The organism is Mesorhizobium sp. LSHC420B00, from assembly GCF_000503055.1.
In the GTDB taxonomy this organism is placed as follows: Bacteria; Pseudomonadota; Alphaproteobacteria; order Rhizobiales; family Rhizobiaceae; genus Mesorhizobium.
Genome location: NZ_AYVY01000013.1, coordinates 101,918 through 126,376, shown reverse-complemented (window position 1 = coordinate 126,376; position 24,459 = coordinate 101,918). Strand labels below are relative to the sequence as shown.

Annotated in this window: 21 protein-coding genes and 1 pseudogene; 10 read left to right on the top strand and 12 right to left on the bottom strand. The window is 62.6% G+C overall.

Annotation, left to right across the window (positions count from 1 at the left end; all coding sequences use genetic code 11):
- Position 1: 1 nt before the first annotated feature.
- Positions 2-436: a hypothetical protein gene (locus X760_RS58720; RefSeq protein WP_031194295.1), complete on the top strand. Its 435-nt coding sequence runs from the start codon at positions 2-4 to the stop codon at positions 434-436.
- Positions 437-483: 47 nt separating this feature from the next.
- On the top strand, positions 484-1,770 hold the full coding sequence (locus X760_RS73760) for an energy transducer TonB (protein ID WP_023720002.1): 1,287 nt from the start codon (positions 484-486) through the stop codon (positions 1,768-1,770).
- A 61-nt stretch (positions 1,771-1,831) separates the two neighbouring features.
- On the opposite strand, the gene putA is transcribed toward X760_RS73760, so the two are convergent.
- Positions 1,832-5,443 (bottom strand): bifunctional proline dehydrogenase/L-glutamate gamma-semialdehyde dehydrogenase PutA, encoded by a 3,612-nt coding sequence (gene putA, locus X760_RS58715; RefSeq protein ID WP_023720001.1) that lies wholly within the window; start codon positions 5,441-5,443, stop codon positions 1,832-1,834.
- Between the two features lie 162 nt (positions 5,444-5,605).
- Between putA and X760_RS58710 the strand changes: the two genes are divergently transcribed.
- Positions 5,606-6,058, top strand: coding sequence for an Lrp/AsnC ligand binding domain-containing protein (locus X760_RS58710; protein WP_023720000.1), 453 nt, complete (start codon positions 5,606-5,608; stop codon positions 6,056-6,058).
- 131 nt (positions 6,059-6,189) lie between these two features.
- Here the strand turns inward: X760_RS58710 and X760_RS58705 are convergent, their stop codons facing one another.
- From X760_RS58705 to X760_RS58695, 3 genes are all read right to left on the bottom strand, one after another.
- The gene (locus tag X760_RS58705; RefSeq protein ID WP_031194293.1) at positions 6,190-6,390 is read right to left on the bottom strand and encodes a hypothetical protein; all 201 of its coding nucleotides are present in this window, start codon (positions 6,388-6,390) and stop codon (positions 6,190-6,192) included.
- 128 nt (positions 6,391-6,518) lie between these two features.
- A complete protein-coding gene (locus X760_RS58700) occupies positions 6,519-7,718 on the bottom strand; it encodes a cytochrome c peroxidase (RefSeq protein ID WP_023719998.1) in 1,200 nt (399 codons plus the stop codon).
- Between the two features lie 7 nt (positions 7,719-7,725).
- Entirely contained in the window at positions 7,726-8,172 is a 447-nt protein-coding gene (locus X760_RS58695) for a FixH family protein (RefSeq protein WP_023719997.1), read from the bottom strand.
- A gap of 158 nt (positions 8,173-8,330) precedes the next feature.
- Between X760_RS58695 and X760_RS58690 the strand changes: the two genes are divergently transcribed.
- A complete protein-coding gene (locus tag X760_RS58690; RefSeq protein ID WP_023719996.1) occupies positions 8,331-9,260 on the top strand; it encodes a sugar kinase in 930 nt (309 codons plus the stop codon).
- Here X760_RS58690 and X760_RS58685 read toward each other — a convergent pair.
- From X760_RS58685 to X760_RS58675, 3 genes and pseudogenes are all read right to left on the bottom strand, one after another.
- The gene (locus X760_RS58685) at positions 9,253-10,254 is read right to left on the bottom strand and encodes an NADP-dependent oxidoreductase (protein WP_023719995.1); all 1,002 of its coding nucleotides are present in this window, start codon (positions 10,252-10,254) and stop codon (positions 9,253-9,255) included. The two genes, X760_RS58690 and X760_RS58685, sit on opposite strands and share 8 nt — an antisense overlap.
- A gap of 90 nt (positions 10,255-10,344) precedes the next feature.
- A pseudogene (locus tag X760_RS58680) lies at positions 10,345-10,821 on the bottom strand (alpha/beta hydrolase); the annotation flags it as partial.
- 62 nt (positions 10,822-10,883) lie between these two features.
- Positions 10,884-11,699 (bottom strand): oxidoreductase, encoded by an 816-nt coding sequence (locus X760_RS58675; protein WP_023719993.1) that lies wholly within the window; start codon positions 11,697-11,699, stop codon positions 10,884-10,886.
- 105 nt (positions 11,700-11,804) lie between these two features.
- Here X760_RS58675 and X760_RS58670 point away from each other — a divergent pair, with 105 nt between their 5' ends.
- Positions 11,805-12,389 (top strand): TetR/AcrR family transcriptional regulator, encoded by a 585-nt coding sequence (locus X760_RS58670; RefSeq protein ID WP_023719992.1) that lies wholly within the window; start codon positions 11,805-11,807, stop codon positions 12,387-12,389.
- Between the two features lie 12 nt (positions 12,390-12,401).
- On the opposite strand, the gene X760_RS58665 is transcribed toward X760_RS58670, so the two are convergent.
- Positions 12,402-13,400 carry a LacI family DNA-binding transcriptional regulator gene (locus tag X760_RS58665; protein ID WP_023719991.1) on the bottom strand — a complete coding sequence of 333 codons (999 nt, stop codon included), beginning with the start codon at positions 13,398-13,400 and terminating at the stop codon, positions 12,402-12,404.
- Between the two features lie 197 nt (positions 13,401-13,597).
- Here X760_RS58665 and X760_RS58660 point away from each other — a divergent pair, with 197 nt between their 5' ends.
- The 5 genes from X760_RS58660 to X760_RS58640 all read left to right on the top strand — a co-directional run bounded on the left by X760_RS58660 (position 13,598) and on the right by X760_RS58640 (position 18,410).
- Positions 13,598-14,638, top strand: coding sequence for an ABC transporter substrate-binding protein (locus X760_RS58660; RefSeq protein WP_023719990.1), 1,041 nt, complete (start codon positions 13,598-13,600; stop codon positions 14,636-14,638).
- A 131-nt stretch (positions 14,639-14,769) separates the two neighbouring features.
- Entirely contained in the window at positions 14,770-15,807 is a 1,038-nt protein-coding gene (locus X760_RS58655) for an ABC transporter ATP-binding protein (protein ID WP_023719989.1), read from the top strand.
- Positions 15,804-16,691, top strand: a complete 888-nt coding sequence (locus X760_RS58650) for an ABC transporter permease (protein ID WP_023719988.1) — start codon at positions 15,804-15,806, stop codon at positions 16,689-16,691. The genes X760_RS58655 and X760_RS58650 overlap by 4 nt, the downstream gene beginning before the upstream one ends.
- Positions 16,684-17,475, top strand: a complete 792-nt coding sequence (locus X760_RS58645) for an ABC transporter permease (RefSeq protein ID WP_023719987.1) — start codon at positions 16,684-16,686, stop codon at positions 17,473-17,475. Before X760_RS58650 ends, X760_RS58645 begins: the two co-directional genes overlap by 8 nt.
- Before the next feature lie 14 nt (positions 17,476-17,489).
- The gene (locus X760_RS58640; protein WP_023719986.1) at positions 17,490-18,410 is read left to right on the top strand and encodes a 5'-methylthioadenosine phosphorylase; all 921 of its coding nucleotides are present in this window, start codon (positions 17,490-17,492) and stop codon (positions 18,408-18,410) included.
- Between the two features lie 499 nt (positions 18,411-18,909).
- On the opposite strand, the gene X760_RS58635 is transcribed toward X760_RS58640, so the two are convergent.
- From X760_RS58635 to X760_RS58620, 4 genes are all read right to left on the bottom strand, one after another.
- A complete protein-coding gene (locus tag X760_RS58635; protein WP_245278622.1) occupies positions 18,910-19,392 on the bottom strand; it encodes a GNAT family N-acetyltransferase in 483 nt (160 codons plus the stop codon).
- A gap of 187 nt (positions 19,393-19,579) precedes the next feature.
- Entirely contained in the window at positions 19,580-21,316 is a 1,737-nt protein-coding gene (locus X760_RS58630; RefSeq protein WP_023719984.1) for an adenylate/guanylate cyclase domain-containing protein, read from the bottom strand.
- Positions 21,317-21,763: 447 nt separating this feature from the next.
- Positions 21,764-22,789, bottom strand: a complete 1,026-nt coding sequence (locus X760_RS58625) for an aldose epimerase family protein (protein WP_023719983.1) — start codon at positions 22,787-22,789, stop codon at positions 21,764-21,766.
- Between the two features lie 85 nt (positions 22,790-22,874).
- On the bottom strand, positions 22,875-24,332 hold the full coding sequence (locus X760_RS58620; RefSeq protein ID WP_023719982.1) for an NAD-dependent succinate-semialdehyde dehydrogenase: 1,458 nt from the start codon (positions 24,330-24,332) through the stop codon (positions 22,875-22,877).
- Positions 24,333-24,459 lie beyond the last annotated feature (127 nt).

Sequence of the window (24,459 nt, the reverse complement as noted above, 5' to 3'; positions counted from 1 at the left end):
GATGAGGCAAGGCGTGACAGCATCCCTTCGTCTGTTGGCCGCGGCGGTGGCTATGTCGCTTGCGGCGGCTCCGGCATGGACACAGCAGCAAGCGCCGGCGCTGATCCTCGAGCTGAACGGCGCGCAGCCATCCGACAAGGGCTGCCGCCTAACCTTCGTGGTCACCAACAATCTCGGCGCCGGTCTTTCCAAGGCGGCGTTCGAGATCGCGTTGTTCAACGAGGCCGGCGTCGTCGACCGGCTGACCGTGCTCGATTTCAAGGAGCTGCCTGCAGGCAAGACCAAGGTGACGCGTTTCGACCTTGCCGGCACCGATTGCGGCAAGGTCAGCCGCGTGTTGATCAACAGCGCCACGGAATGCGCCGGCGCCGAGCCGAATGCCTGCATGCGCGGGCTGAAGACGCAGACCAGGACCGGCATCGCCTTCGGGGTCTGAATTTGGGACTGGAACCGGCATTCGCGCGAAACACCCTGGCGTGGCCATTGGCCGGTTTCCTGCCGCCGGAACCGGACGATCCCGATTTCGCCATCCCTCGCGGGGTGCTGCATGTTTCGCCGCGCGACAGACCGGAAGACAGTTGCATCGCCGATGCCGACGGCGAATTGACTGCGGTGCCGGCGGAGCCATTGCGGCAGGCACGACAGATGCAGCGGCGCCACAACTGGACGGTGGCGATCGCCTGCTCTTGCGCATTTCACGCAGCGGTGGCGCTGGCCTTTCTCACCCTGCCGGACGACAGGCCAAGCATCGAAGGTGCCGACCAGCAAGGCGAAATGCTGCTCGGCGCCGATCCGCAGCAGGCGGCCGGCGATGTCGGAGACGACCCGGAAGTGACCAACGTAACGATGGTGACCATGCTCGACGCCAAGCCCGTCGAAACGGTCGAGGCGCAGGCAACCGCGGCAGAGGAGGCGCTCCAGCCGGTCACCGATGTGGCGGAAGCATCGGAAAAAGATGTGGTCGAGCCGGTTAGCGAGGCCGTCACGGAAACTGCTCCTCTTGCCGATCGCCCCGAGCCCGCGCCTGCCCAGCCTGTCGAGCCGGCGCGCCCGGATCCATCGCCCGACATTCTCGCGACCGACAGGCTGGTGCCCACTGACGACAATGCCGTGCCGCCGCCAGTCAGCACGGTCGAAAGGGCCGATCCTGCCGAGACGAGTGCTCCGGCACCAGCCGACCCGGCGCCGGCCGAAACGGTTCAGACGGTCGAGACCGTCGTCGCGGCGGAAGAACCGAAGCCGGAAAGGCCGAAGCCCAAGCAGCCGAAGAAGGCAACCGCAAAGAACAAGCCGGCCAGGAAAGCCGAACCAAACGAGCCTGAAAAGCCGGCCCTGCGCAAGAAGGCGGGCAAGGCACTTGCCAAAGCCGATTCCAAGAAGAAAAAGACCGGCTCCGGCGGCCGTGACGAAATGGATGTCGCGCGCGGCACGGCCGACGGCAAGAAGGACGGCAAGATCCTGACTGCCAGCAGGGGCGGCAAGTCCGGCATCGGCAATGCAGCCGTCACAAACTACCCCGGCAAGATCCGATCAAAGCTGGTGCGGGCCTTCAATTCGACACGCACGCGCGCCACGGGCACAGCCACGGTTGCCTTTACCGTCGGTTCGAACGGCAGCGTCCGGTCGGCCAGGCTGACGGGCAGTTCAGGCGTTGCCGCGCTGGACAAGGCCGCTCTCGACGCGGTCCGCCGGGCTTCTCCGTTTCCCCCGATTCCAGACGGAGCCGGTCGCTCGGCCTGGCAGTTCGAGGTGCCGCTCGGTATCAGGTAGCGACCCTCCCCACGCAGAGTCGGCGCCGCCCTGCCCGCGATGAGCGAGCCCTGGCGAAACCCTATGCCGCGGCCAGCAGGCTGGCATTGCCGCCCGCCGCCGTGGTGTCGACGCAGACGGCGCGCTCGTGCGCATAGGCGGCCGGATAATACACTTCGCTGACCAGCGGTACGATCGGGCCGGCGCGGTCGGCGATGACCTTGCGCACGATGCGCGCGGCCTCGGGCATACCGGAAAAGGCGACGACATCGACCCGCAGCGAGCGCGCTTCGACCGGGTCCGGACGGCCGTCGATCGCCGCCAGCGGCAGGCCCTTGCCGGTCAGCGCCGACAGTGCCGCAGGCGCGCCAGGTGCGACGGCGAGCACGGCATTGCCGGCAGCCAGCGCCTGGATCGTCTGCGCAAGCAGGGTATCCGCGTCGGGACCGAGGCACAGCACGCGCCCGCGCGGCGACAGCGACAGCGTGTTGGCCTCGCCGGTCGGCCCGGGCAGGTCGACCTGGCCGAAATCGATGCCGGCGGCGGCACCGATGGCCGCGGCACCCTTGCCGCGCAGATGTTTCCTCAGGATGGCGACGCGATCCGGCCGCGTCGACCAGCCGCCAAAGGCCGGGTCCGGCAGATTGTCGGCGAGCTCGGTCGCCGTCACCTTGCGGCCTTCGGCAAGATGGGTGCCGGCCTCCGGCCCCTTGCGGAAGCGCCGGAGATAATGTGGCCCGCCCGCCTTCGGTCCGGTGCCGGAAAGCCCCTCGCCGCCGAAGGGCTGCGCCCCGACGACGGCGCCGATCTGGTTGCGGTTGACGTAGATGTTGCCAGCATGGATGCCGTCGACGAAATGCTGCGCGCGGCCTTCGATGCGGGTGTGCAGGCCGAAGGTCAGGCCGTAGCCCTTGCGGTTGATCGCGGCGATCACCGCATCGATCTCGTCGGCATCGAAGGTGGCGACGTGCAGCACCGGGCCGAACACCTCGCGTTCCAACTCCTCGATGCTCTTGACCCGAAAGACGTGCGGCGCGACGAAGCGGCCGTCCTTCGGCGCTTCGAGCTTGGCGATCAGCCGGCCCTGCAGGCCCATTTTCGTGCAATAGTCGCGGATCGACGCTTGTGCCTCGTCGTCGATGACCGGGCCGACATCGGTCGAGATCCGCCAGGGGTCGCCGAGGCTGAGCGCTTCCATAGCGCCTTTCAGCATCTCCAGCATCTTCTTCTCGACGTCCTTCTGCACGTAGAGAATGCGCAGTGCCGAGCAGCGCTGGCCGGCGCTCTGGAAGGCGGAGGCGAGGATGTCGCGCACCGCCTGTTCGGGCAGCGCCGTGGAATCGACGATCATGGCGTTGAGGCCGCCGGTCTCGGCAATCAGCATGGCGTCGGGCGCGGCGGTCTCGGCCAGCTGCTTTTCGATCAGCTTGGCGACCTCGGTCGAGCCGGTAAAGCAGACACCGGCAATGCGCGGATCGGCGGTCAGCGGGCCGCCGACCGAGGGACCGTCGCCGGGCAGAAGCTGGATGACGTCTTCCGGCACGCCGGCCTCGCGCAGCAGTTGGACAGCGCGGAAAGCGATCAGCGGCGTCTGCTCGGCCGGCTTGGCGATCACGGAATTGCCGGTGACCAGTGCCGCCGCGATCTGCCCGGTGAAGATGGCGAGCGGAAAATTCCACGGCGAGATGCAGGCGATGGCGCCACGCGCCTCGGTGCCCGCCTCGGCATTGGCGGCCTGGGCCGCATAGTAGCGCAGGAAATCGACCGCCTCGCGCACCTCGGCAACGCCGTCGGCCAGCGACTTGCCGGCCTCGCGGGCGGCGAGCGCAAAGAACTCGACGGCGTTCGCCTCATAGAGATCGGCCGCGCGGTTGAGGATGGCGGCGCGCTCGGCGACCGGGCGTCTTGCCCATACCGGTTGTGCCTCGACGGCGATGCGCACGGCGGTCTCGACCTGCTTGGCGCCGGCCTCGCTGACCGTGCCGACCACTTCCGAAGGTTTTGCCGGATTGACCACCGGACGCTGCTTGCCGTAGCCGGCGGCGCGGCTGACCGGCTTGGCGTGCCAGCGCTCCGGCCCGGCGAACTCGGCCCTGGCCTTGTCGATCGCCGCCAGCGTCAGCGTGTCGGTGATATCGAAACCCTTGGAGTTGCGCCGGCCGGGGCCAAAGATCGCCGACGGCGGCACGATCGCCGGATTGGCGGCGGGGCCTTGTTTCTCCACCGTTTCGAGCGGGTCGCGGGCAATGTCCTCGGGCTCGACCTCCTCGTCAGTGATCTGGTGGACAAAGGAGGAATTGGCGCCGTTCTCCAGCAGCCGGCGGACCAGGTAGGCGAGCAGGTCGGAATGCGCGCCGACCGGCGCATAGATGCGGCAGCGCGTGCCTTCGGCCCGCCGCACCGTCTCATGCAGCGCTTCGCCCATGCCGTGCAGGCGCTGGAACTCGAATGTATCGCGCTCCGTCGTCATCGACAGGATGGCGGCGACGGTGTGGGCATTGTGAGTGGCGAATTGCGGATAGATACGGTCGGTCATCGACAACAGCTTCTTCGCGCAGGCCAAGTAGGAGACGTCGGTGTTGGCCTTGCGGGTAAAGACCGGATAGCCGTCGAGCCCGAGCGTCTGCGCCCGCTTGATCTCGGTGTCCCAATAGGCGCCCTTGACCAGCCGCACCATGATGCTGCGGTCGTATTTCCTGGCCAGAGCGTAGAGCCAGTCGATGACGAAGGCGGCGCGCGGTCCATAGGCCTGGACGACGACGCCAAAGCCGTTCCAGCCGGCAAGCTCCGGCTCGGCCAACACCCGCTCGATGACGTCGAGCGACAAATCGAGGCGGTCGGCTTCCTCGGCGTCGATGTTGAGCCCCATGCGCGAATGGCGCGCCGCCAGCGCCAGCGACAACAGCCGCTCGGCCATCACCGGCAGCATCTTTTCTTTCTGGGTCACTTCATAGCGCGGATGCAGCGCCGACAGCTTGACCGAAATACCGTGGTTCTGGCGGATGTCGGGGCCGTTGGCGCCGGCATCGAGCGAAGAGATGGCGTCGGCATAGGCCTTGAGATAGCGCAGCGCGTCGGCCTCGGTGCGGGCCGCTTCGCCCAGCATGTCGAAGGAATAGAGATAGCCCTTCTGCGTCATCGGCCGGCCGCGCCTGACGGCCTCGGCGATGGTGCGGCCGAGCACGAACTGCTCGCCCATCTCGCGCATCGCGGCGGCGACTGCCTTGCGGATGACCGGCTCGCCCAGCCGGCGCACCATGGCGCGTAGCGTGCCTTCGATGCCGCCCTCGCCTTCGTCGAGCACGCGGCCGGTCAGCATCAGCGCCCAGGTCGATGCATTGATGAAGATCGAGCTCGAACCGCCCGAATGCGCCGACCAGTCGTGCGGCGCAATCTTGTCGGCGATGAGGTCGTCCATCGTCTCGGTGTCGGGCACCCGCAGCAGCGCTTCGGCCAGGCACATCAGCGCCACGCCCTCCTTGGTCGAGAGGCCGTAGGCGGACAGGAACACTTCCATCAGCCGCGGATCGGACGAGCCGCGCACCGCCCGCACCAGATCGGCGGCACGGGCCGAAATCGCCTTGCGATCGTGCACGGACAGCCCGGCCGCCTCGGCCAGCCGCTTCACCGCCTGGTCTTCGTCGGGCAAATAATTGGCACGGATTTGCTGGCGGATGGTGTCGAGCGCTGGCATGGCGGTCCTGTAGAGCGAGCATAAGGAAGCGGGCCGGCGGTCACCGGACCGAATGGCGCAAGCTAACATAAGTAGGGATTTCGTCCGGTCCAAAGAAATCGACAGGACAGGTCGATTGATCTATCATTATGGCCAATCACCTCCAATTCGACCAGGAATCCGATGGCAGAAGACCAATTGGACCGCATCGACAGAAACATCCTGTCGGCCCTGGGCAGCAACGGCCGGCTTTCCATGTCGGAACTGGCGGCAAAAGTCGGCCTGTCGAAGACGCCGGTGCAGGCGCGGGTGAAGCGGCTGGAGAAGGACGGCTTTATCAGGGGCTACCAGGCGATCGTCGACCGCGAGCGCATGGGCGAAGGCCATGTCGCCTTCGTCCAGGTGAAACTGTCCGACACCCGCTCGGCCGCGCTCGACGCCTTCAACCGCGCCGTGCAGACGGTGCCGGAGATCGAGCAGTGCCACATGATGGCATCGAGCTTCGACTATCTGCTGAAGGTCCGCACCACCGACATCGCCGCCTACCGGCGCGTGCTCGGCGAACGCATCTCGGCCTTGCCGCACGTCGCCCAGACCTCGACCTTCGTGGCGATGGAGACGGTGAAGGATCGGTAGGCGCTCACTGATATCTCGTCAGCTCATCCGGCTCGTTCAAGACGCTCCTGAAATTGCTCCTCGATCGCCCTCAGGAATGGTCGGACGTCGATGTCCATCCAAAGAGTATCTGCACGAGCGTAATCGAGGCGTCATGATTGCTCCTGGGTGCATCCGACGCGATGGGCGGTGGGGCGGACAGCCCGCTGAATCCCGGAAATGTCGATTCCGGCTCTGTCGAACATCCCGCCTTTCGAGCCGAAGTCATTCTGCATGTCCACGACGAGAACTGCGGTCTTGGCGGGGTCAATTGAAACAGGTTGAGGCTTGGCGTCGATTTCAAGTGGCTGCATTTTATCCTCCCACAGCCTGAGGTATCGCACTTTGCGCCTTGGTTATCATGAGCAGCGACCCTGCATCGTGTCAACGTTATTTGGCGGCCCAAGACGGTGGTCCGCTCTTGTCGCACACAAACCCGGCCTCACTCCGCCAGCGTCTTCAAAAACGCCACCAGAGCCGCGCGTTCGCGGTCCGAAAGCTGCAGCGGGTGGATCTCGGATACACCTTCGACACTGGCCGGCGCCTTGGAATAATGCGCCACCACTTCGTCCAGCGAGGAAAACTGCCCGGCATGCATGTAGGGCGGCCGGGTGGCGGCACCGCGCAGCGACGGCGTCTTATACCCACGAATGAGTTCCGGCCCGGCCTTGACCATGAAGCGCAACTCGCGGCAGGCGCTGGCATCACCGTCGCGAAAGGTGCCGAAACAGTTGAACGGATCGGCCTCGACCTGCGCCACCGCGTCGACGCGGCCGCGATCCGGCGGCAGGCCCGCGACAGGCGGCACGCCGGTGTTGTGAAAACTGCCGTCGGTAAAACGCGGGCCGTTGTGGCAGGTCACGCAATTGGCCTTGCCGATGAACAGCTTCAGGCCGAGGATTTCCTCCGGCGAAAAGACGGCGTCGCCTTGCGGCTCGGCGCCCACCGCAAGATCGGTAGCAAAACGGTCGAAGCGTGTCTGCGGCGGCGCGATCGAGCGCTCGAAGGCGGCGATCGCCTTGCCGATATTGGCAAAGACGCGATTGACCTCCTCGGCTTGCGCCTCCGGCATGGCGTTCCAGGCCGCCCTCTCGGCATCGGTGCCGAGCGGGTTGGCATTGGCCGGCACACCCGAAAGGTCCGGCAGCGGCCCGAAGATGCGCTCGTAGCGCTCGCCGAAACGGGCCTTGATGTAATGCGCGAAGGCGGCGCGGTTGCCGGCCTGCTCCAGCGGATTTTCGAGCGGCGTCAGTGCTTGCGCCCACAGGCTGTCGCGCCGCCCGTCCCAGAAGAACCAGGGATCATGCGCGACGCCGGCCAGCGGCATGGTACGCCGGTTGGTGCGGCCGACGCCGACCGCTTGCGGCAGGTCGTCCTGGAACTGGCGGTCGATCTTGTGGCAGGTCGAGCAGGATACGGTGCCGCCGCCGCTCATCCCGGTGTCGAAGAACAGCGTCGAACCGAGTGCCGCGGCGGCCGGCACCTCGGCAAAGCGATTGGTCGTGTCGGGCTTCAGCGGCGGCAGCTTGGACAGCGCCAATGAGGCGACGGTTTGCTTCTCGGCGTCGGAAAACTCCGGCCTGCCGCAGCCGGCGAGCACGGCCACCATCACCAACGCGAGAAGACTGGAAAACCGGCTCATCTATGGCTCACAGCACCACGTTGAAGACGACAGTGTCCGAACCGGCCGCGGCGGAAATGGCAAAATGCAACTGCCACCACCCGCTCATCGTGAATTTCACGCCGTCGATGCGATAGCGTCCCTCGCCGAGGTAATCGGTCGCCTGCGGGCTGGTCGGCAGACCGTGCTTGTGCTGCGGCATGCCGCCGGAAATCGTTATCGCAGCACCTTCCACCGGCGCACCCTCGACGGTTTTCAATGTGAGCAGCCAGGACTCCAGTTCGCCCTGCCGGATGACGCCTTTCTCGGGCTCGAAAGTCGCCACGAACAGCTTGTTCGCCGTCGTCCTTGAACGGCCGACGTCCGAGCTTGGTTGCGGCGCATGCGGCGCCGTCAGATAGACGACGGCCAGCACACCGGCGAGCAAGGCAGCCAGGCCGAAGCCTCCAAGAAGATAACGCCATAACGATGCCAAACCCATTCCTGTTCTGCGGATAACGATTCGCTGGGCAGATCGCGTCCCACGCCCCTGTGGGAAATCGCGCCCAGCGCAAGAATCCGCCGTCGCCAAGCATGGCGCTGCCGGCCGCAAAAAGCTACAGCACCGCAATTGCACGGATGGAGGAGTACTTCATGGCAGGAAACGGCGTCGCCTCGATCGGCGAGTGCATGCTCGAGCTTTCGGGCCAGGCCGGGCCGAACTGGCGCATGGGCTTTGCCGGCGACACGTTCAACACTTTATGGGCGCTGCATGCCTTGAGCGGCGAGCGGCCGGCGACCTATGTCTCGGCCTTCGGCGACGACCCGTTCTCGGGCGACCAGATCAAATTCCTCGCCGAAAACGGCATCGGCGTCGGCGCCAGCCCGGTGATAGCGGGCGCCCGCCCCGGCCTCTATGCGATCACGCTGACCGGCGCCGAACGTTCGTTCACCTATTGGCGGGCCGATGCGGCCGCGAGGCAGTTGGCTTCGGACCCAGCCGCTTTACAGAAAAGCCTTGAAAACCAGGCGCTGGTCTATTTTTCCGGAATCACTTTGGCAATCCTCGACGAGGGTGCGCGCAAGGTACTGCTGACGGCCGTGGCCAAGGCGCGCGCGGCCGGCTCGCTGATCGCCTTCGATCCCAATTACCGGCCGCGGCTGTGGCGCCAAAGCGAGGAAGCGCAGGCCGCGATCCTCGAGGCGCTCGCCGTCGCCGACATCGCGCTACCCACCTTTCCCGACGAGCAGATGCTGTTTGGTGATACGACACCGCAGGAAACAGCCGAACGGCTGCGAAAGCTGGTCGGCGAGGTCGTCGTCAAGAACGGCGAGGAACCGGCGCTGATCGCGCAAAACGGAACCTTGCAAACCGTGCCGGCGGTACACGTCGCCACCCCGGTCGACACCACCGGCGCCGGCGACTCCTTCAATGGCGCCTATCTCGCCGCCCGCCTTGCCGGCCATGCGCCGACTGAGGCGGTGCAGCGCGCCCATCGCGTCGCCGCCGCCGTCGTACAGGTGCGCGGCGCCCTGGCGCCGTTCGAGACGCTCAGGGCTGCGTTCGAGGCAACTGCTATCTGACCTTGATGACGACCTTGCCCTTGGCGCGTCCTGTTTCGACATAGGCCAGAGCCTCATTGGTCGCTTCGAATGGAAAGACCCGATCCAGAACCGGGCGGATCGCGCCGGATTCGATTAGAGCGGCGATTTTGCTCAGCTGATCGCCCTGCGCCCACATGAAAAGGAACGAAAACTGCACGGCACGGCGCTTGGCTTTGGCCCGAATTCCGCGGCTCAGGAGGCGCAGCACCAGCCTCAGCATAAAATTCAGTCCCTTTTCCCTGGCAAACTCGGAATCCGGTGGACCCGAGATGGAGATGAGCTTGCCACCCGGTTTCAGCACGCTCAGGGATTTTTCGAGCGTCTTGGCGTCCTGGCTGTTCAAGACGACATCGTAGCCCGACAGAACCTTCTCGAAGTCTTCTTGCCTGTAGTCGACGACAACATCGGCGCCGAGACTTTTCACCAGATCGGCACTCGACGCGCTCGCGGTTGTCGCAACGGTCGCGCCGAGGTGCTTGGCCAACTGAATAGCGAATGTTCCCACGCCCCCGGAACCAGCCTGGATGAAGACCTTCTGTCCCTTCTTCAGGTTTGCCCTGTCGATAAGCGTCTGCCAGGCGGTGAGACCGACCAGGGGAATCGAGGCCGCCTCTTCCATGCTGAGATTCTCAGGCTTCAAGGCCACATCGGCTTCATCCATGGCGATGAACTCGGCGAATGTCCCAATCCGGCCATCGCGCGGCCGCGCATAGACATCGTCGCCGGCCTTGAACTTGCGGACTTTCGATCCCACGCGGATAACCTTCCCAGCCACGTCATGGCCCAGGATGAAGGGCCGGCGATAGGGCAGGATGAGCTTGAATTCTCCGGTTCTGACCTTGGAATCGAGCAGGTTCACCCCTGCGGCATGAACCTCGACCAGGACATCGCTGTCCTGGAGCTGCGGCTCCGGCATTTCGGCCAGCCGCAGAAGGCCCTTTTTATTATATTTATCGACAACGAATGCCTTCATGGCAGTTACTTTCTAAGAATGTCTGTTGGTGTTCCGCGACAAAACAAGCCGAACGTTTTCAGTTGCATGGCCGCCCTGCGGCAAGACCTCAGCCTCGAGGAAGGACAGGGCTTTCGGGACGAAATCGGCGTAGTTCTGAACTACCCCGCCATGCCCGGCATCCGGATAGATAACCAGATGCGCCCCTGGGATACGCCCGGCGAGATCGTAGGTATTGCTGCTCGGCACCATCCTGTCCTGGTCGCCATTCGCAACCAAAGTGGGAATGCGGATAGCGCTCAGGTCTTGCGGCGCCTGGAGTCCGTAGGCCTTGATCGCCTTGAGTTGCGCGCCGAAGGCGCTCAGCGATACCGCCTTGTCCCGGTTGGACCGGCGCTCTTTCAGCCGTTGCAGAAATGCGTTTGCGGCGCGGCGCCCATTCGGCGTCGTTGTGAAGAAGAGATAGTATTTCGGATCCCGCAAAGTCAGCGCGCCCTTGATCATGTCCACGATCGTCAGCGGCGTCACCTTGTCGATGCCTTCGCCACCGGCCGGCCCCGTGCCAGCCAGGATGAGTTTGCGCACAAGGGCCTGACCAAATGTGTTGTGGTTGCTAGTCGCATATGCGCGAAATCCCCTGGCTCTGTTGTTCAGACCGGCAAGCGGAACTGCTTGCGCAGGCTCTTGTCGAACATCCCCGCGGGGGCAAAGCGGCGCAGCAGGCTGACCTGGCGCGCTGCCTTGCCAGCGGTGTAACGCCGTCGCGGACGGGCATCGGTCGCCGCCTTGACGACCACATTCGCCACCACTTCCGGCCGATCGGCTATCGGCATCACATCGCCCAGCAACGCCTTGAGCCCGGCTCGAGCCCGATCGTATTCCTTCAACAGCGAATCCGGCTCGATGCCGTTCTGGTCGAAGACGGTGCGGACGAATGCCGGCTCGATGACGGAAACGCGGACGTTGAAGGCGCGCCCCTCGTGGTCGAGCGATTCCGAATAGCCTTCGAGCGCGTGCTTGACTGCCGAATAATGCGCTGAGTATGGCGCGGGTACCAATCCCAGAATGGAGCCGATATTGATGATGCGCCCTTGGCCGCGCCGCCGCATCGACGGCAACACTGCGTTGGTCATCCGCATGACGCCGAACAGATTGACGTCGAACAGGGCTTGTACCTGTGCGACCGAGGATTCCTCGGCACCCCCTAGCAGGCCGACACCGGCATTGTTGACCAGGAGATCGATCCGGCCGGTCTGCGCGAGCACGGTGGCAACGAGCGCAGTGACGGCCGCATCATCGGTCACGTCGCATGCCAGCATGGTCACCCCTTCCGGGCCATTACTGGTCTTGCGGCGACTTGTGCCAAAGACAGTGAACCCCGCCCGCGCCAAGGCCTCGGCGCTGGCGCGGCCAATGCCCGAGGAGGCTCCGGTCACGATTGCGGTTTTTTCAGAATTCCCATTCATTTTTGATGTTCCAGGTTCGAGAGGTCTAGCTTATTTCCACGAATTGAATTATGGTCGTAATATCAGATTATGAGCATAATGCAATAGCAGGGCAGGAAAGAAGACATGCGCTACGAAAAGGGCCGAAAAGACGCGTCACGCAGCCGGATCATGGAGGTCGCCGCCGAACGTTTTCGATCTGACGGCATCGCGGCGTCCGGGCTGGCGACCATCATGAGCGACGCCGGGCTGACGAACGGGGCCTTCTATCCGCACTTTCAGTCCAAGGCGGAGCTCGTCCGTGAAAGCGTGGCGGCGGCCCTGGACGCGCAGTCGCAGCAAGTGCAGGAAGCGTTGGCCGCCGGCGGTCCGGAAATGGCCATAGGGGCATATCTATCGGCCGAGCACCGGGACAATCCTGGAAAGGGCTGCGCTTCGGCCGCGCTACTGCCGGAAATAGCGCGGCAGCCGCCTGAAACGCGGGCCCTCTATGCCGAACGCGCCCAATCCCTGGTGCGTCAGATAGCCGACGCTCTGCCGCCGACCAATGATCCAGAGGGCGTTGCGTTGGGTGTGTTTGCAACGCTCATCGGCGCGCTTCAACTGGCCCGCGCCCTGGAAGGGACGGAATTGTCGGATCGCATCCTTGCAGCGGGAGCAGCTGCCGCAAAGGCGCTGATCCGGCCGGTTCAAGACGAGGTGGCCCCCTGACGGCAGCCCGGACTATTCGGCCGGCTCGAATCTGCCTTGCACCAAGACTGTCTCCACCGGCCCAAGCGGATTGATGATCCGGCTCTCCAGGACTTCGATAAGTTTGCGTCCAACACCCGCCATATCCACGGAATGAACTCCGATCTTTGCCGGCAGGAAACGTGCCAGCCGCGTGCTGTCACGGGTGACGATGTGGACGTCGCGGCCTGGTGTAAGACCCCGCTTGCCGAGGGCGTGCAACGCTCCCAGAAGGCCCAGTTCGTTGGCGCACGCCAAGCCCGTCGGCGGATCTGATGACGCCAGCAAGCGATCGAACCAGCCTGCGCTCGATTCCATGGTGAACATGCCATGACCGATCAGCGATTGGTCGATCGGAATACCGGCCTCGGCCATTGCCCTTCCATACCCGGAAAGACGCATGGCACTCGCTTGGTCCTCCGGAACGAGAAGTTGCAGCGCAATGCGTCGACAGCCCTTATCCATGAGCCGCCGGGTCGCCTCGTAGGCAATCTGTTCATTGTCGACATCGACATAAGGATACGCGATATCCAGGTCGGTTCTTCCAAACGCGACGAATGGCATGCGTTTATCCAGCAGCAGCTTGACGCGCGGATCAGCCGACACCAGGCGTGTGATGATCAGGCCGTCTGCGCTGCGCGCCTGGAGTTGCCGCTCCACACTCTCGACGGGATCGTCGTCGGGAGTGGTGGAATAGATGGACAGACTATAACCGGCTTGCCGCGCCGCCAACGTCATGCCTTCGATTAAAGGAAGCTTCAACAGATCGGACAGATGATCTCGTGTCTCCATCGGGAGTACTGCCGTCAGCGTCTGCGTTCGACCGGTTTTGAGCGCGCGACCATGATGATTTGGTAAATAGCCGACCCGCTTAGCCGCCTCCTTGACGCGGGCTATGGTCGAGGGCTGCACTTCCGGCCCATCCTTCAGAGCGCGGGATACCGTGGTCACCGAGAGGGAAAGTTCCGCCGCGATCTGCTTTAGATTGGCCATTGTTCGCCCGACTTCGTTTGCGAAAGCGCCGGCTGATTTTGCTGACCGCCAACGTTACCGGATTCGACATCCCGGTCAATCCAAACTCCCGCAGGAAGCAGCTTGACTCCAGCGCATTCAGATGCAATCGTAACGTTACGATTACAAAATAATGGCACTTTTGAGCGACATTTGGATAAAGTTGGGGAGGAGAACCTATGTCCTGGCTACGCATTTCCTTAACAGCATTCGCAATCTCGGCTGCCTTGCCCGTCCATGCGCAAACAGTCACCATCACGACCGCAGGTGGCGATTATGGCAACGCCATGAAGGAAGCCATGTGGGGGCCTGCTGCAAAAGAGCTCGGCTATGATGTCCGCGAGGAGACCCTAAGCGACGGCCTAGCCGCCTTGAAGATGCAGGTCACATCGGGTGCGGTCACGACCGACGTCATTCACCTGGGCTCACCGGAAGGTGCCCAGGCGGCCGCACAATCGCTGCTTGAGCCACTCGACTACAAGATCATCGATCCGAAATCCGTGCCGGAGGGTGCGAAGTCCGACTACTGCTATCCGTTCGACTCCTACGGCACCGTCATGTCGTGGAACACCAAGACCTATGGCCAGAACCCGCCGAAGACGTGGGCGGAATTCTGGGATGTTGCCAAATTTTCTGGCCGGCGCGCGTTGCGCGCCAATGCGCAAGACTCGATCGAGATCGCGCTTCTCTCCGATGGCGTGGCACCCGCGGACGTCTATTCCGTGCTCAGCACGCCGGAAGGGCTAGAGCGCGCCATCAACCGGCTTGAAGCGATCAAACCAAATGTCGCCGTGTGGTGGACCTCGGGAGCTCAGTCCGCGCAGTTGCTGAAAGATGGTGAGGCGGATTTGGTCATTACCTGGAACGGACGGGCTCAAACCGTGAAAGCAGATGGCGGCGCGGCTGACTACACGTTCAAGGGTTCGGTCATCGGCACGGACTGCCTTGGGGTGCCGAAGGGAGCGCCGAACAAGGAAGCCGCGATGAAGCTCATCGCAGCGATGACGCAGCCTGCGCGAGTTGCGAAGCTGACCGATTTCATTGCCTACGGCCCAGTCAATCCTGCGGCATATGAGGGTGGCCTTATTCCCGAGGACCGTCTGAAGACCCTTGCGACCGCGCCTGAAAATGCTGGCACGTCGGTGTTTTCGAATTCAGAATGGTGGGTCAAGAATGGCGAGGCTGCCCAAAGAGCCTTCGATGAAATGATGGCCCGCTGACTCTCAGCTCTAATGCATATCGCGCAAAAGTGTGCAGCGGTTTTGCGACAACAACATGCATGAAAACAAGAACCTAAAGCGTGTCGCGTGAGGCCGGTCGAAGGCGACGCGCCTTAAGGCTGGAGCACATGATGAAGTCGCTCGCGATCACCATCGAAAGCGTGCACAAGGCTTATGGATCCTACGTCGCACTGGATGATGTTTCGCTCGACATTCAGGCTGGCGAATTCCTCACGCTGCTAGGGCCATCGGGATCGGGCAAGACCACGTTACTCATGGCTCTGGCCGGTTTTGTCCGGCCGGATTCCGGTAAACTTCTCTTGGGCGATCGAGACATCACCCGCCTGCCGCCCAACAAACGAGACATTGGCATAGTATTCCAGAATTACGCCCTGTTTCCCCACATGAATGTCCTGGCGAACGTCGCGTATCCGCTGGTGCTGCGCAAGATACCGAGAGCGGAGGCGCGTCAGCGGGCGCTTGATACCTTGGCCCGCGTGAAGCTGGATGGCCTGGCGGAGCGCAATGTTGCCGCACTATCCGGCGGCCAACGTCAACGGGTGGCATTGGCGCGGGCTATCGTCTTCGAACCGCGCGTGATGTTGATGGACGAGCCGCTGTCGGCGCTCGACAAGAATCTGCGCGAGACCATGCAGTATGAGATCCGGCGCCTGCATGATCATCTAAGGATCACCACAATCTATGTGACCCATGACCAGCGCGAAGCGCTGATTATGTCTGACCGGATTGCGGTGATGAACTCTGGCCGCATCCAGCAGATAGATACGCCGCAGCGAATTTATGATCGTCCATCGACCCGCTTCGTCGCGGAGTTCATGGGCGAGGCTAACATTGTGGCGCCAGGCTCAGCACGCAGAATCGACGGCGCCGAACCATCACGCGAAACTCTGATGATCCGCGCCGAAAGCTTCCATCTTGATGCGAAGCTCGTCGGGGGAAACGGAGTGGCTCTCGAAGGAATACTGCGCGCCAAAGCGTTCCGCGGCGAAAACTGGCTTTTGACGCTGGCGCTTGACGGTGGGCAAGAGGTTCTTGTCTGCATTCCGGCAGCGCTGGCCGGCGGCTGCGCCGAGCTTGCCGCCGGTCAGCGGATGACCGCATATGCACCAGCAGCGAAGGTTCACGCCATACCGGGAGCGACGGCGTGACCGTCGTCCGGGATCCGGCGCTCGCTGCGGATGCACGGCGCGAGCGGCGGTTTTTTCTTTCACTTTCGCTCCCGGCGCTGTTCATCGTTGGGCTGGCGGCGATACTGCCCATCCTTTGGATCATCCGGCAGTCCTTCCTGACCACCGCGGGTGAGTACACCGTGGGCAATTACCAGAAGGTCCTTTCAAGCGGACTGACATGGTCGGCGCTCGTCACGACCCTCGAACTGTCCCTGGGTACGCTGGCGGCCTGCATTCTTCTCGGCACCCCCCTGGCGCTGGCTCTGGCCAGCGTCAGACCAAGGGTGGCCAACGTGCTGATGGCGTTCGTCATGCTGCCGCTGTGGACCTCCATTCTGGTGCGTACCTATGGTTGGCTCGTGCTCTTGCGGCGCGATGGCCTGATCAACGCGGCTTTGACCGGTTCAGGCCTGACGGCGGAGCCATTGCCGCTGGTCTACAACTTCACCGGAACGCTCATCGGCATGGTGCACTACATGCTGCCGCTCTTTCTGCTGCCGGTTTATGCTGCGATGCGCGATATCGACCCAAATCTCATTCGCGCGGCGGCGAGCATGGGAGCCACTCTCAGGCAGGTCATCCGCACGGTCATTTTGCCGCTATCGGCGGGCGGCATCTTCTCGGGTTCGATCATCGTCCTCATCTACGCCATAGGTTTTTTCATCACGCCGGCGGTGCTTGGCGGCGGCAAGGTAAATCCTCTCTCTACCCGGATCGAGCGTACACTCTCGACCTTTCAGGACTGGGGGTCGGCGAGCGTCCTGGGCATTCTGCTCCTCGTTCTTATGGCGCTGATCGGTGTGATGTTGCTGGCGGCACGCCGCCTGGTGGCCCAGAACACAGTGGAAGCCCCCCATGCTTGAAGCCTATCCGCAAAACAGGCTCGCCCGCATTTTGCTCTGGAGCTTTGCCGCTCTTGTCATGGCATTTCTGATGCTGCCAACGCTCGTGGTGGTGCCGCTTTCCTTTTCGGCGTCGAATCTCCTCGAGTTTCCGCCGCACGCCTACTCGTTGCGTTGGTATGAGAACTTCTTCGGCTCGGCAACGTGGATGGCTGCGCTCAGAACGAGTTTGATCCTTGGGACATTGACGGCGTTGATCGCGGTGCCGTTTGCGCTGCTCGCCTGCATTTCAATGAATCGGCTGGGCGGAAAAACCGCTGCGATCATCCAGAGCGTCCTGCTAACCCCCTCGATCACCCCGGGTATCCTGCTTGCGATCGGTCTCTTCTTTGTCTTGGCTGCACAACATCTGATCGGAACGCTATTCGGTGTGCTGGTCGGACATGTGGTGCTGGCCGTTCCGGTCGCCTGCATTGTGTTGCTGCCGGCTCTCGCCCGTTTTGACTGGAACCAGGTCCAGGCGGCGCGCAGCCTCGGTGCAAACTGGGCCAGAGCCATTGGCGGAATAATCGTTCCGCAACTTCGGATCAGCTTGCTGTCGGCGACATTGATGGCGTTCCTGACTTCGCTCGACGAGTCTGTGATTTCGATCTTCATCGCAAGCGGTCGCAACAGCACGATGCCGAAGCTTATGTTCCTGTCGCTGCGCGATCAGATCGATCCGACCATTGCGGCGATCTCGACATTGTGGACCGTCATCGTCGTGGCCGTGGTCCTGATTGTGACCCTTCGCCAAAAATCCTGACCGAGACTGGAAACATGCCCACCAATCACCATGCAGCCGACGATCTGACGGATCATTCGACGGACATCCCTCAGGTAGGGTTGGCCATCATCACCGGGTCGGCAAACTGGGGGCTTGCCTTCCCGGAAGATGTCGAATTCGATGGTGTGCGCACGTTGCGGCGCGACATGAGTTTTGAAACGCCTTTCGGTCGTACCGACAACTGGAAGCTGCTCGAGTTCGATGCGTCCATCACAGCCGAAGGGAGAGCAAAACGTGCGTTGTGCATGTATTCGCACGGCAATCCCCGCGACCGTATCGACCATTCCTGCCATCGCCGCGCGTTCTGGGTATTGATGCGGGCGGGTGTACGGCAAGTTCTCGCCTGCTCGACTGTAGGCGCCGTCAACAAGGCGATCCAGCCGGGCGACATGGTGGTGACCGCCGACATCATTGAACTGACGCAGACCCCGTTTTCACTGCTTCCTGACCGCCAGAGCTTTGACTGTTCGGGCAAGCAAATCGTGTGTCCAAGATGTGCGGCGGTTCTGGTCGAAACGGCCCGCCGTCATTGGCCAGCCGAATGCCGCGTTTACGGCATCGAACAGCAGTTGGTGGCTGCCCATTGTTATGGGCCCCGACTGACAACGCCAGCCGAAGCCTTGGCGTATCGGGGCATGGGTGCGGATGTCCTCAACCATTCCATCGCCCCTGAGGCGACCTTGTCGCGCGAGATCGGCGCGTGTTTCGTGCCTTGCGCATTCGTGACGGCGGGCTTCAACGACTATATGGATCGCAATCGCCAGAAATTGCTGCAGGAGGACGTGCTGCCCAGTCTCTCCATGACAGCCTCGCGGGTCGCGCTGGAGACCGCCGCGCGACTTCCCGCTGATCCGGAATGCTCCTGTCACGGCTTGAAGTCGCCTCAGCCGAAAGAACGCTCCAGCCGGTTCTGAGACGACCTTGGTGCGCCGGATAGCTGAAGCTCTGCCACCGACCAAGAATCCCGAGGGCGCTGCATTGGGCGTGTTTGCGACGTTCGAAACGCTGAGGGCGGCGTTTGAGGATTAGGGTCAAAACTCAATCAGACTGGCTGCCGCCAATGGCCCAGATGGGCGGAACTTGCCGTTTGAATTAGTCGGCGGGAATGAGCACAGAGCGCCATTTGCTGACAATCATGGCGCTTCAGCATTGCGCTCGTTCTCGCTACGACCTGATGCGGACCCGAAGCGGATGGTCGTTTGATCCGGTTAAACTCAACGCGCCACCCGACCACATGCGCCATCTCGAGACGTTCCCGAAAACCCCCACGTCGGTCGCGACTCGACCATGGAGCGGAAGTACAGGCGAAGTACTGTTTCGTTCGAGATGGCCTGGTTCAATCTCCAGCATCCTCCTCCTGCCATACTGGCCGGAGCGAGTGCCGGCCGCGAGCGAGTGGCCTTTGAGCGTAGCTCAGAGCGTCTTGCTCATCATCAGGATCGGAACCGGAGCGCCGCCACGGTCATCGACGAATTTCTCGGCGGGTTGGTAGCCGCAGGCTCGATAGAGCGGCTCTCCTGCCATCGTGGCTGCCAGATCGGCACGGCGGAAGCCCTCAGCCTTAGCGGCACGTTCACACAGCGAAAGGATAAGGCGGCCGACGCCTCGCCGGACAAAGTCCGGATGCGTATACATGGCTCTGATACGCGCCGCGTCCGTGGCTGGATCAAGCAGTGCCGCGTTGCGTCCCGGTGACTGATCACCACCATACATGGTCGTGCGCCGGCTCCAGCCACCGCAGCCTGCCAGGACGCCGGCGTGCTCCACGACGAAATAGGTGCCATCATCGACAAGCTGCGTGTCCAGCCCCATGATTGCGCGGCTGGATCGGATCTGGTCATCGTCGAGAAACGGTTTCTGGAGTTCGGAGATCGCTGCATCCATGAGCGCAATCATGGAGGCGAGGTCCTCGCGTCGCGCTATCCGGTGCCGAAAGTCTTCACTGGCCATGTTCAAGCACACCATGAGGCGAAACAAACGCACGATATGGCGAATTTCGTTCCGTCAGAAGACCAAAATGTTCGCTGCTGCGGCAGCCTTGGGACGCCTGTCGACAGCAGGCCGAAGGTATAACCAATGACAGTCATTCTGGCAGCCCCGCCATGCGATAACCTTCCACGATATGCCGGCGCACGTCTTCGGCTGGGAATGGCTGCGAATCCGACCAGTGCCGGATAGTGAAGTGCGGATTGCTTATCATGAACATTTTCGCCTCCCAGCGCGCTTCCTCCAAACGGCCAAGTTGCGCAAGGCTTGCTGCAAGCAGGCGTCGTGAAGTCGTGCGATAGGTTTCGGGCCTGCGCAGCGTTTGGATCGCGGATTCGTAGTCGCCCATGGCATATTGGGCCTGGCCCAACATCCAATAATACCAACCGGGCGGGTGAGGGTTGAGTCGCAGTGCCCTGCGGACCTGCTCTATGGCTTCGGCAGGTCGCCCCTTTTCAGTCGTCAACTCGGCCCGCATCGCCCAAGCGTCGGCGTGGTTGGGGTCCAGCTCGTGGGCAGCATCGAATTCGGCATCCGATTCCACCCAGCGACTCTCATGTCCCAATATGACGCCCAATACCCATCTGTTCCCGGCGTCGTTCGGGTCGAGTTCGACCGCCAGCTGTGCTTCGGCGAGCGCTCTTGCGCGGTTGGGGTCCATCGGTTCGTCCCAGAACTCCCAGCCCAGCCAGAGGTTGAGTGCCAGCCAACGGTGCGCCTCCGCGTATTCCGGGTCGAGCGCGATTGCCCGGTTCAGCAGCAAAATGGCCTCTTTCGCGGTGAGCGCCGTTTGCAGGCCAAGGGCCCGGGCACGCACACAGAGATCATAGGCCTCCAGGTTGCTCGGTCTGTTGCGCGCCGGCGCGGTGGTCAGGCGGCCAACCAGAGCCTCGACAATCTTGCCGGTCACCTCGTCCTGAACGGCGAAGATATCTTCTAGGCTCCGGTCGAATCTTTCGGCCCAAAGGTGGTCACCCGCGATCGCGTCGATCAGTTGGGCGTTGATACGCACCCGTCCAGCGGCCCGCCGTGCACTACCTTCAAGAAGATGGCGAACTCCCAGTTCTCGCGCGATGCGACGCACATCCACGTGCCTGCCTTTGTATGCAAATGCCGAGTTGCTGGCGATGACGAACAACTCGCTTGTCCTCGACAGATCCGTGATCAAGTCTTCGGTGAGGCCATCGACAAATGCCTCCTGCTCCGGATCATTGCTCATGTTCGTAAAGGGCAGGACGGCAATGGAGGGCTTGGCGGGGAGCTGCAGAGGCGCTTTCTCCGCGAGCCCGCCATCGTCCGATGCGGTCGACAGCCGGATCCGGTAGACAGACACTGGTTCGGTGACGTTCTTGATCGCTTGCGGACCAAGTTCGTCGAAGCCGCAATCGAGCTTCCGCTTGACTTGGTCGTAGACGCTGCCGGACACACAGACATCTCCTGCCCCGGCCATTGCCTGGAGCCGCACTGCGACAATGACGCCGTCGCCGAACAGATCGCCGTCCTCGACAACGACATCGCCCAGATTGATGCCGATATGCAGGTAGATTCTCCGGTCGGCGGTCACACCCTCGTTTGCGGCCGCCATCCGCTTCTGAAGGTCCACGGCGCATGACACGGCGTTCACCGCGCTTCCGAACTCGACCAGAACGCCATCACCCATCACTTTCACAATACGGCCATGACGGTCGCGGACGAGTGGTTCGAGGATTTCCTTCCTCGTCCTCCTTAAAGCGGCCAACGTTCCTTGCTCGTCCAGGTCCAGAAGTCGACTGTAGCCCACCACGTCGGCAGCCAATATGGCGGCAAGGCGGCGTTGGGCGCGTTCTTCGGCCATTTCGCGTTGCTTTCATTGAAAGCAGAAAAGCGAATTTTATGCCGCCCATTTCAAAAGTCTATCAGGTTGACTTCGAGGCTCGATCGCCAAGCAGCTACATAGGGTGATCGCGCCTGTCGATTGTCCCCACTGGGGCCACGACTTGCGCTTGGGGCTCGTCTTGGAGAAGTCAGCAAGGGGTCAGTGCCGAGTGCCGCGAATGTCGGCTATCGCGCAGTGAAATGGGCTGACGAAGGGCAGCTCAGGGTCAACTTGCGTCGTCAGGGCTCTCGGCGTCAAAGGTCCGAGAGGGTTCGAAGTCAGTCGTTCAGAGTGATTGCGTTTTGACTCCAGAGCGCCGCGCGTCATTGGACGCGCAAAGGACGCTATAACACTTTGAATTTGCATGATCCTTTCCGAACCGGAGGTCAGCGCAGCAAAACCATGCCGGTTTCCGGGGGTCATGCCCTAAGGCAGCCTAAACCGGTATTCCGTCACGTGATGGTAGATCTGGCCCGGCCACAGCGTGGCTTGCGGGAAATACGGCCGGTTGGGCGCATCCGGCCAGATTTGCGGTTCCAGGCAGAAGCCTGAAAAAGGCTTGTACTGGCGGCCGCCCAAACCAGGCGAAGACGGCGCCAGATACTGGCCGGTATAGAGCTGCACGCCCGGCTCGGTGGTCCAGAGCTCCATCTCGACGCCGGAATTCGCGCCTTGCGCCCATGATGCCTGCTTCAGCGGCCCGCGCGTCGAGGCAAGGCAGAAATTCTGGTCGTAGGGGAGCTGTTCGCCCTCGGTCTCCATGCGCAGCGGCCGCGCCTGGCGAAAGTCGAAAGGTGTGCCGTCGACCGGCTTGACCGTGCCTGTCGGAATCAAATCGGCGTCGACAGGAATATAGGCGCCGGCATTCAGCATCAGCCGGTGGTCGAGAATGTCGCCGGCGCCGCCGTCATCCAGGTTGAAATAGGAATGCTGGGTGAGGTTGCAGAGCGTCGGCTCCTCGCAGGTGGCGGTCAGTTCGATGCTGAGCGTGCCGGGGATCTTCAGCCGGTAGGTGCAGGTCACGTCGAGCGCGCCGGGAAAGCCCATCGTGCCGTCGGGGTCATGCAGGGTCAGCGTGACAAAATCCCTGCCATGCAGCGAAACCGCCCAGGCTCGTCGCGAAAAACCTTGCGAACCGCCATGCAGCGTATGCTTTTCGAGGAAATTGCGCTCGGTCTGGTAGCGTTTGCCGGCAAGCGTAAAGCGGCCGTCGCGGATACGGTTGGCGTAGCGCCCGACGACAGTGCCGAAGAAGGCCTTATCCGTCTCATAGTACTGGAAACGATCATACCCGAGCACCAATGGCGCCTCGTGCCCGGCCAGGTGCAGATCCTGGATGATCGCGCCCAGGCCGATAATGTTGGCGGTAAGGCCGCCGCCACGGATGGTGAAACGGCGGACTTCCTCGCCCGCCTGCGTCGTGCCGAAAACCTCGCCGTCCTTCATCGCCATGCTCGCAAGTTCGTTGCTCGATCGACGCCAGCCTGGCCTTTCCGAAGCGGCCCAGGATCGTTTTCGGTATTACCGTATGAGGCTTCTAGAGACCAAGTCCGCCGATGCAGACATATTTGGTGTCGAGATAATCCTCGATGCCCTGATGGCCGCCTTCCTTGCCGAGGCCCGATTCCTTGACGCCGCCGAACGGCGCCTCAGGCGTGGTGATGAGCCCTTCATTGACCCCGACCATGCCGTATTTCAACCCTTCCATGACCCGGAAGGCGCGGCCGAGATCGCCGGTGTAGAAATAGGCGGCCAGCCCGAACTCGGTATCGTTGGCGAGTCCTACGGCCTCTTCCTCGGTCTCGAACTTGAACACCGGCGCCACCGGGCCAAAGATTTCTTCCTTCATGAAGCGCATCTTCGGCGTGGCATTGGCGATCACCGTCGGCTGGAAGAACGAGCCGCCGAGCGCGTGGCGCTTGCCGCCGGCGACGATCTTGCCGCCTTTGGCAGTAGCGTCGGCAATCAGCTCCTCGACCTTCTCCACCGCCTTCTCATCGATCAGCGGTCCCTGCTGGACACCGTCTTCGAGGCCGGAACCGACCTTCAGCCCGTTGCTCGCAGTAGCCAGCTTTTCGACGAACCGGTCATAGATGCCGGCCTGCACCAGGAAGCGGTTGGTGCAGACGCAGGTCTGGCCGGAATTGCGGTATTTGGCGGTGATGGCGCCAGCGACGGCCCGATCGAGATCGGCGTCGTCGAAAACGATGAACGGCGCATTGCCGCCGAGCTCCATCGACACTTTCTTGACGGTCACCGACGACTTCTGGATCAGGATCTTGCCGACCTCGGTCGAGCCGGTGAAGGTGATCTTCTTGACCAGCGGATTGGCACAGATCTCGTCGCCGATCTCGCCGGCGACGCCGGTCAGGATGTTGATCACGCCTTTGGGGAAGCCGACTTCTTCGGCAAGCGCGCCCCAGGCAAGCCCGGAATAAGGCGTCTGCGACGCCGGCTTGACCACGGCCGTGCAGCCGGCGGCAAGCGCCGGGCCGAGCTTGCGGGCCAGCATCGAGGATGGAAAATTCCATGGCGTGATGGCGGCGATGACGCCGACCGACTCCTTGGTCACCAGGATGCGGCGGTCCGCCCAGGGTGACGGAACGACGTCGCCATAGGTGCGGCGGCCCTCTTCGGCGAACCACAATATGTAGGACGCGGCCGAGCCGATCTCGCCCTTCGATTCGAACAGCGACTTGCCCTGCTCGATGGTCAGCAGTTCGGCCAGCACGTCCTGATTGTCCATCATCGCGTCGTGCAGCTTGCGCAACAGCTTCGAGCGTTCGAGCGCGGTGGTCTTGCGCCATGTCTTGAAGGCAGCGTCGGCGGCCTCGATGGCGCGGCGGGTCTCGGCCTTGCCCGACTTCGGCACGGTGCCGATCTTGAGGCCGGTGGCAGGGTTGTTGACGTCGACCGTCTGGCCTGAATCGGCCTGCACCCATTCGCCATTGATGAGATTGGCCTGCCGCATGAAATGGCTGGTTTTCTGAAGCATGATCTCGCCTCCGTTCGGCACCTGGCGGGCCGGTCGCTGATTTCGTGAATGGACGTGCGCGATAGCATCGCTAGAGCCACTGCTCTTAGCCCAGGGCAAGCCCCGCAAGCAATCACAAGATGGCATA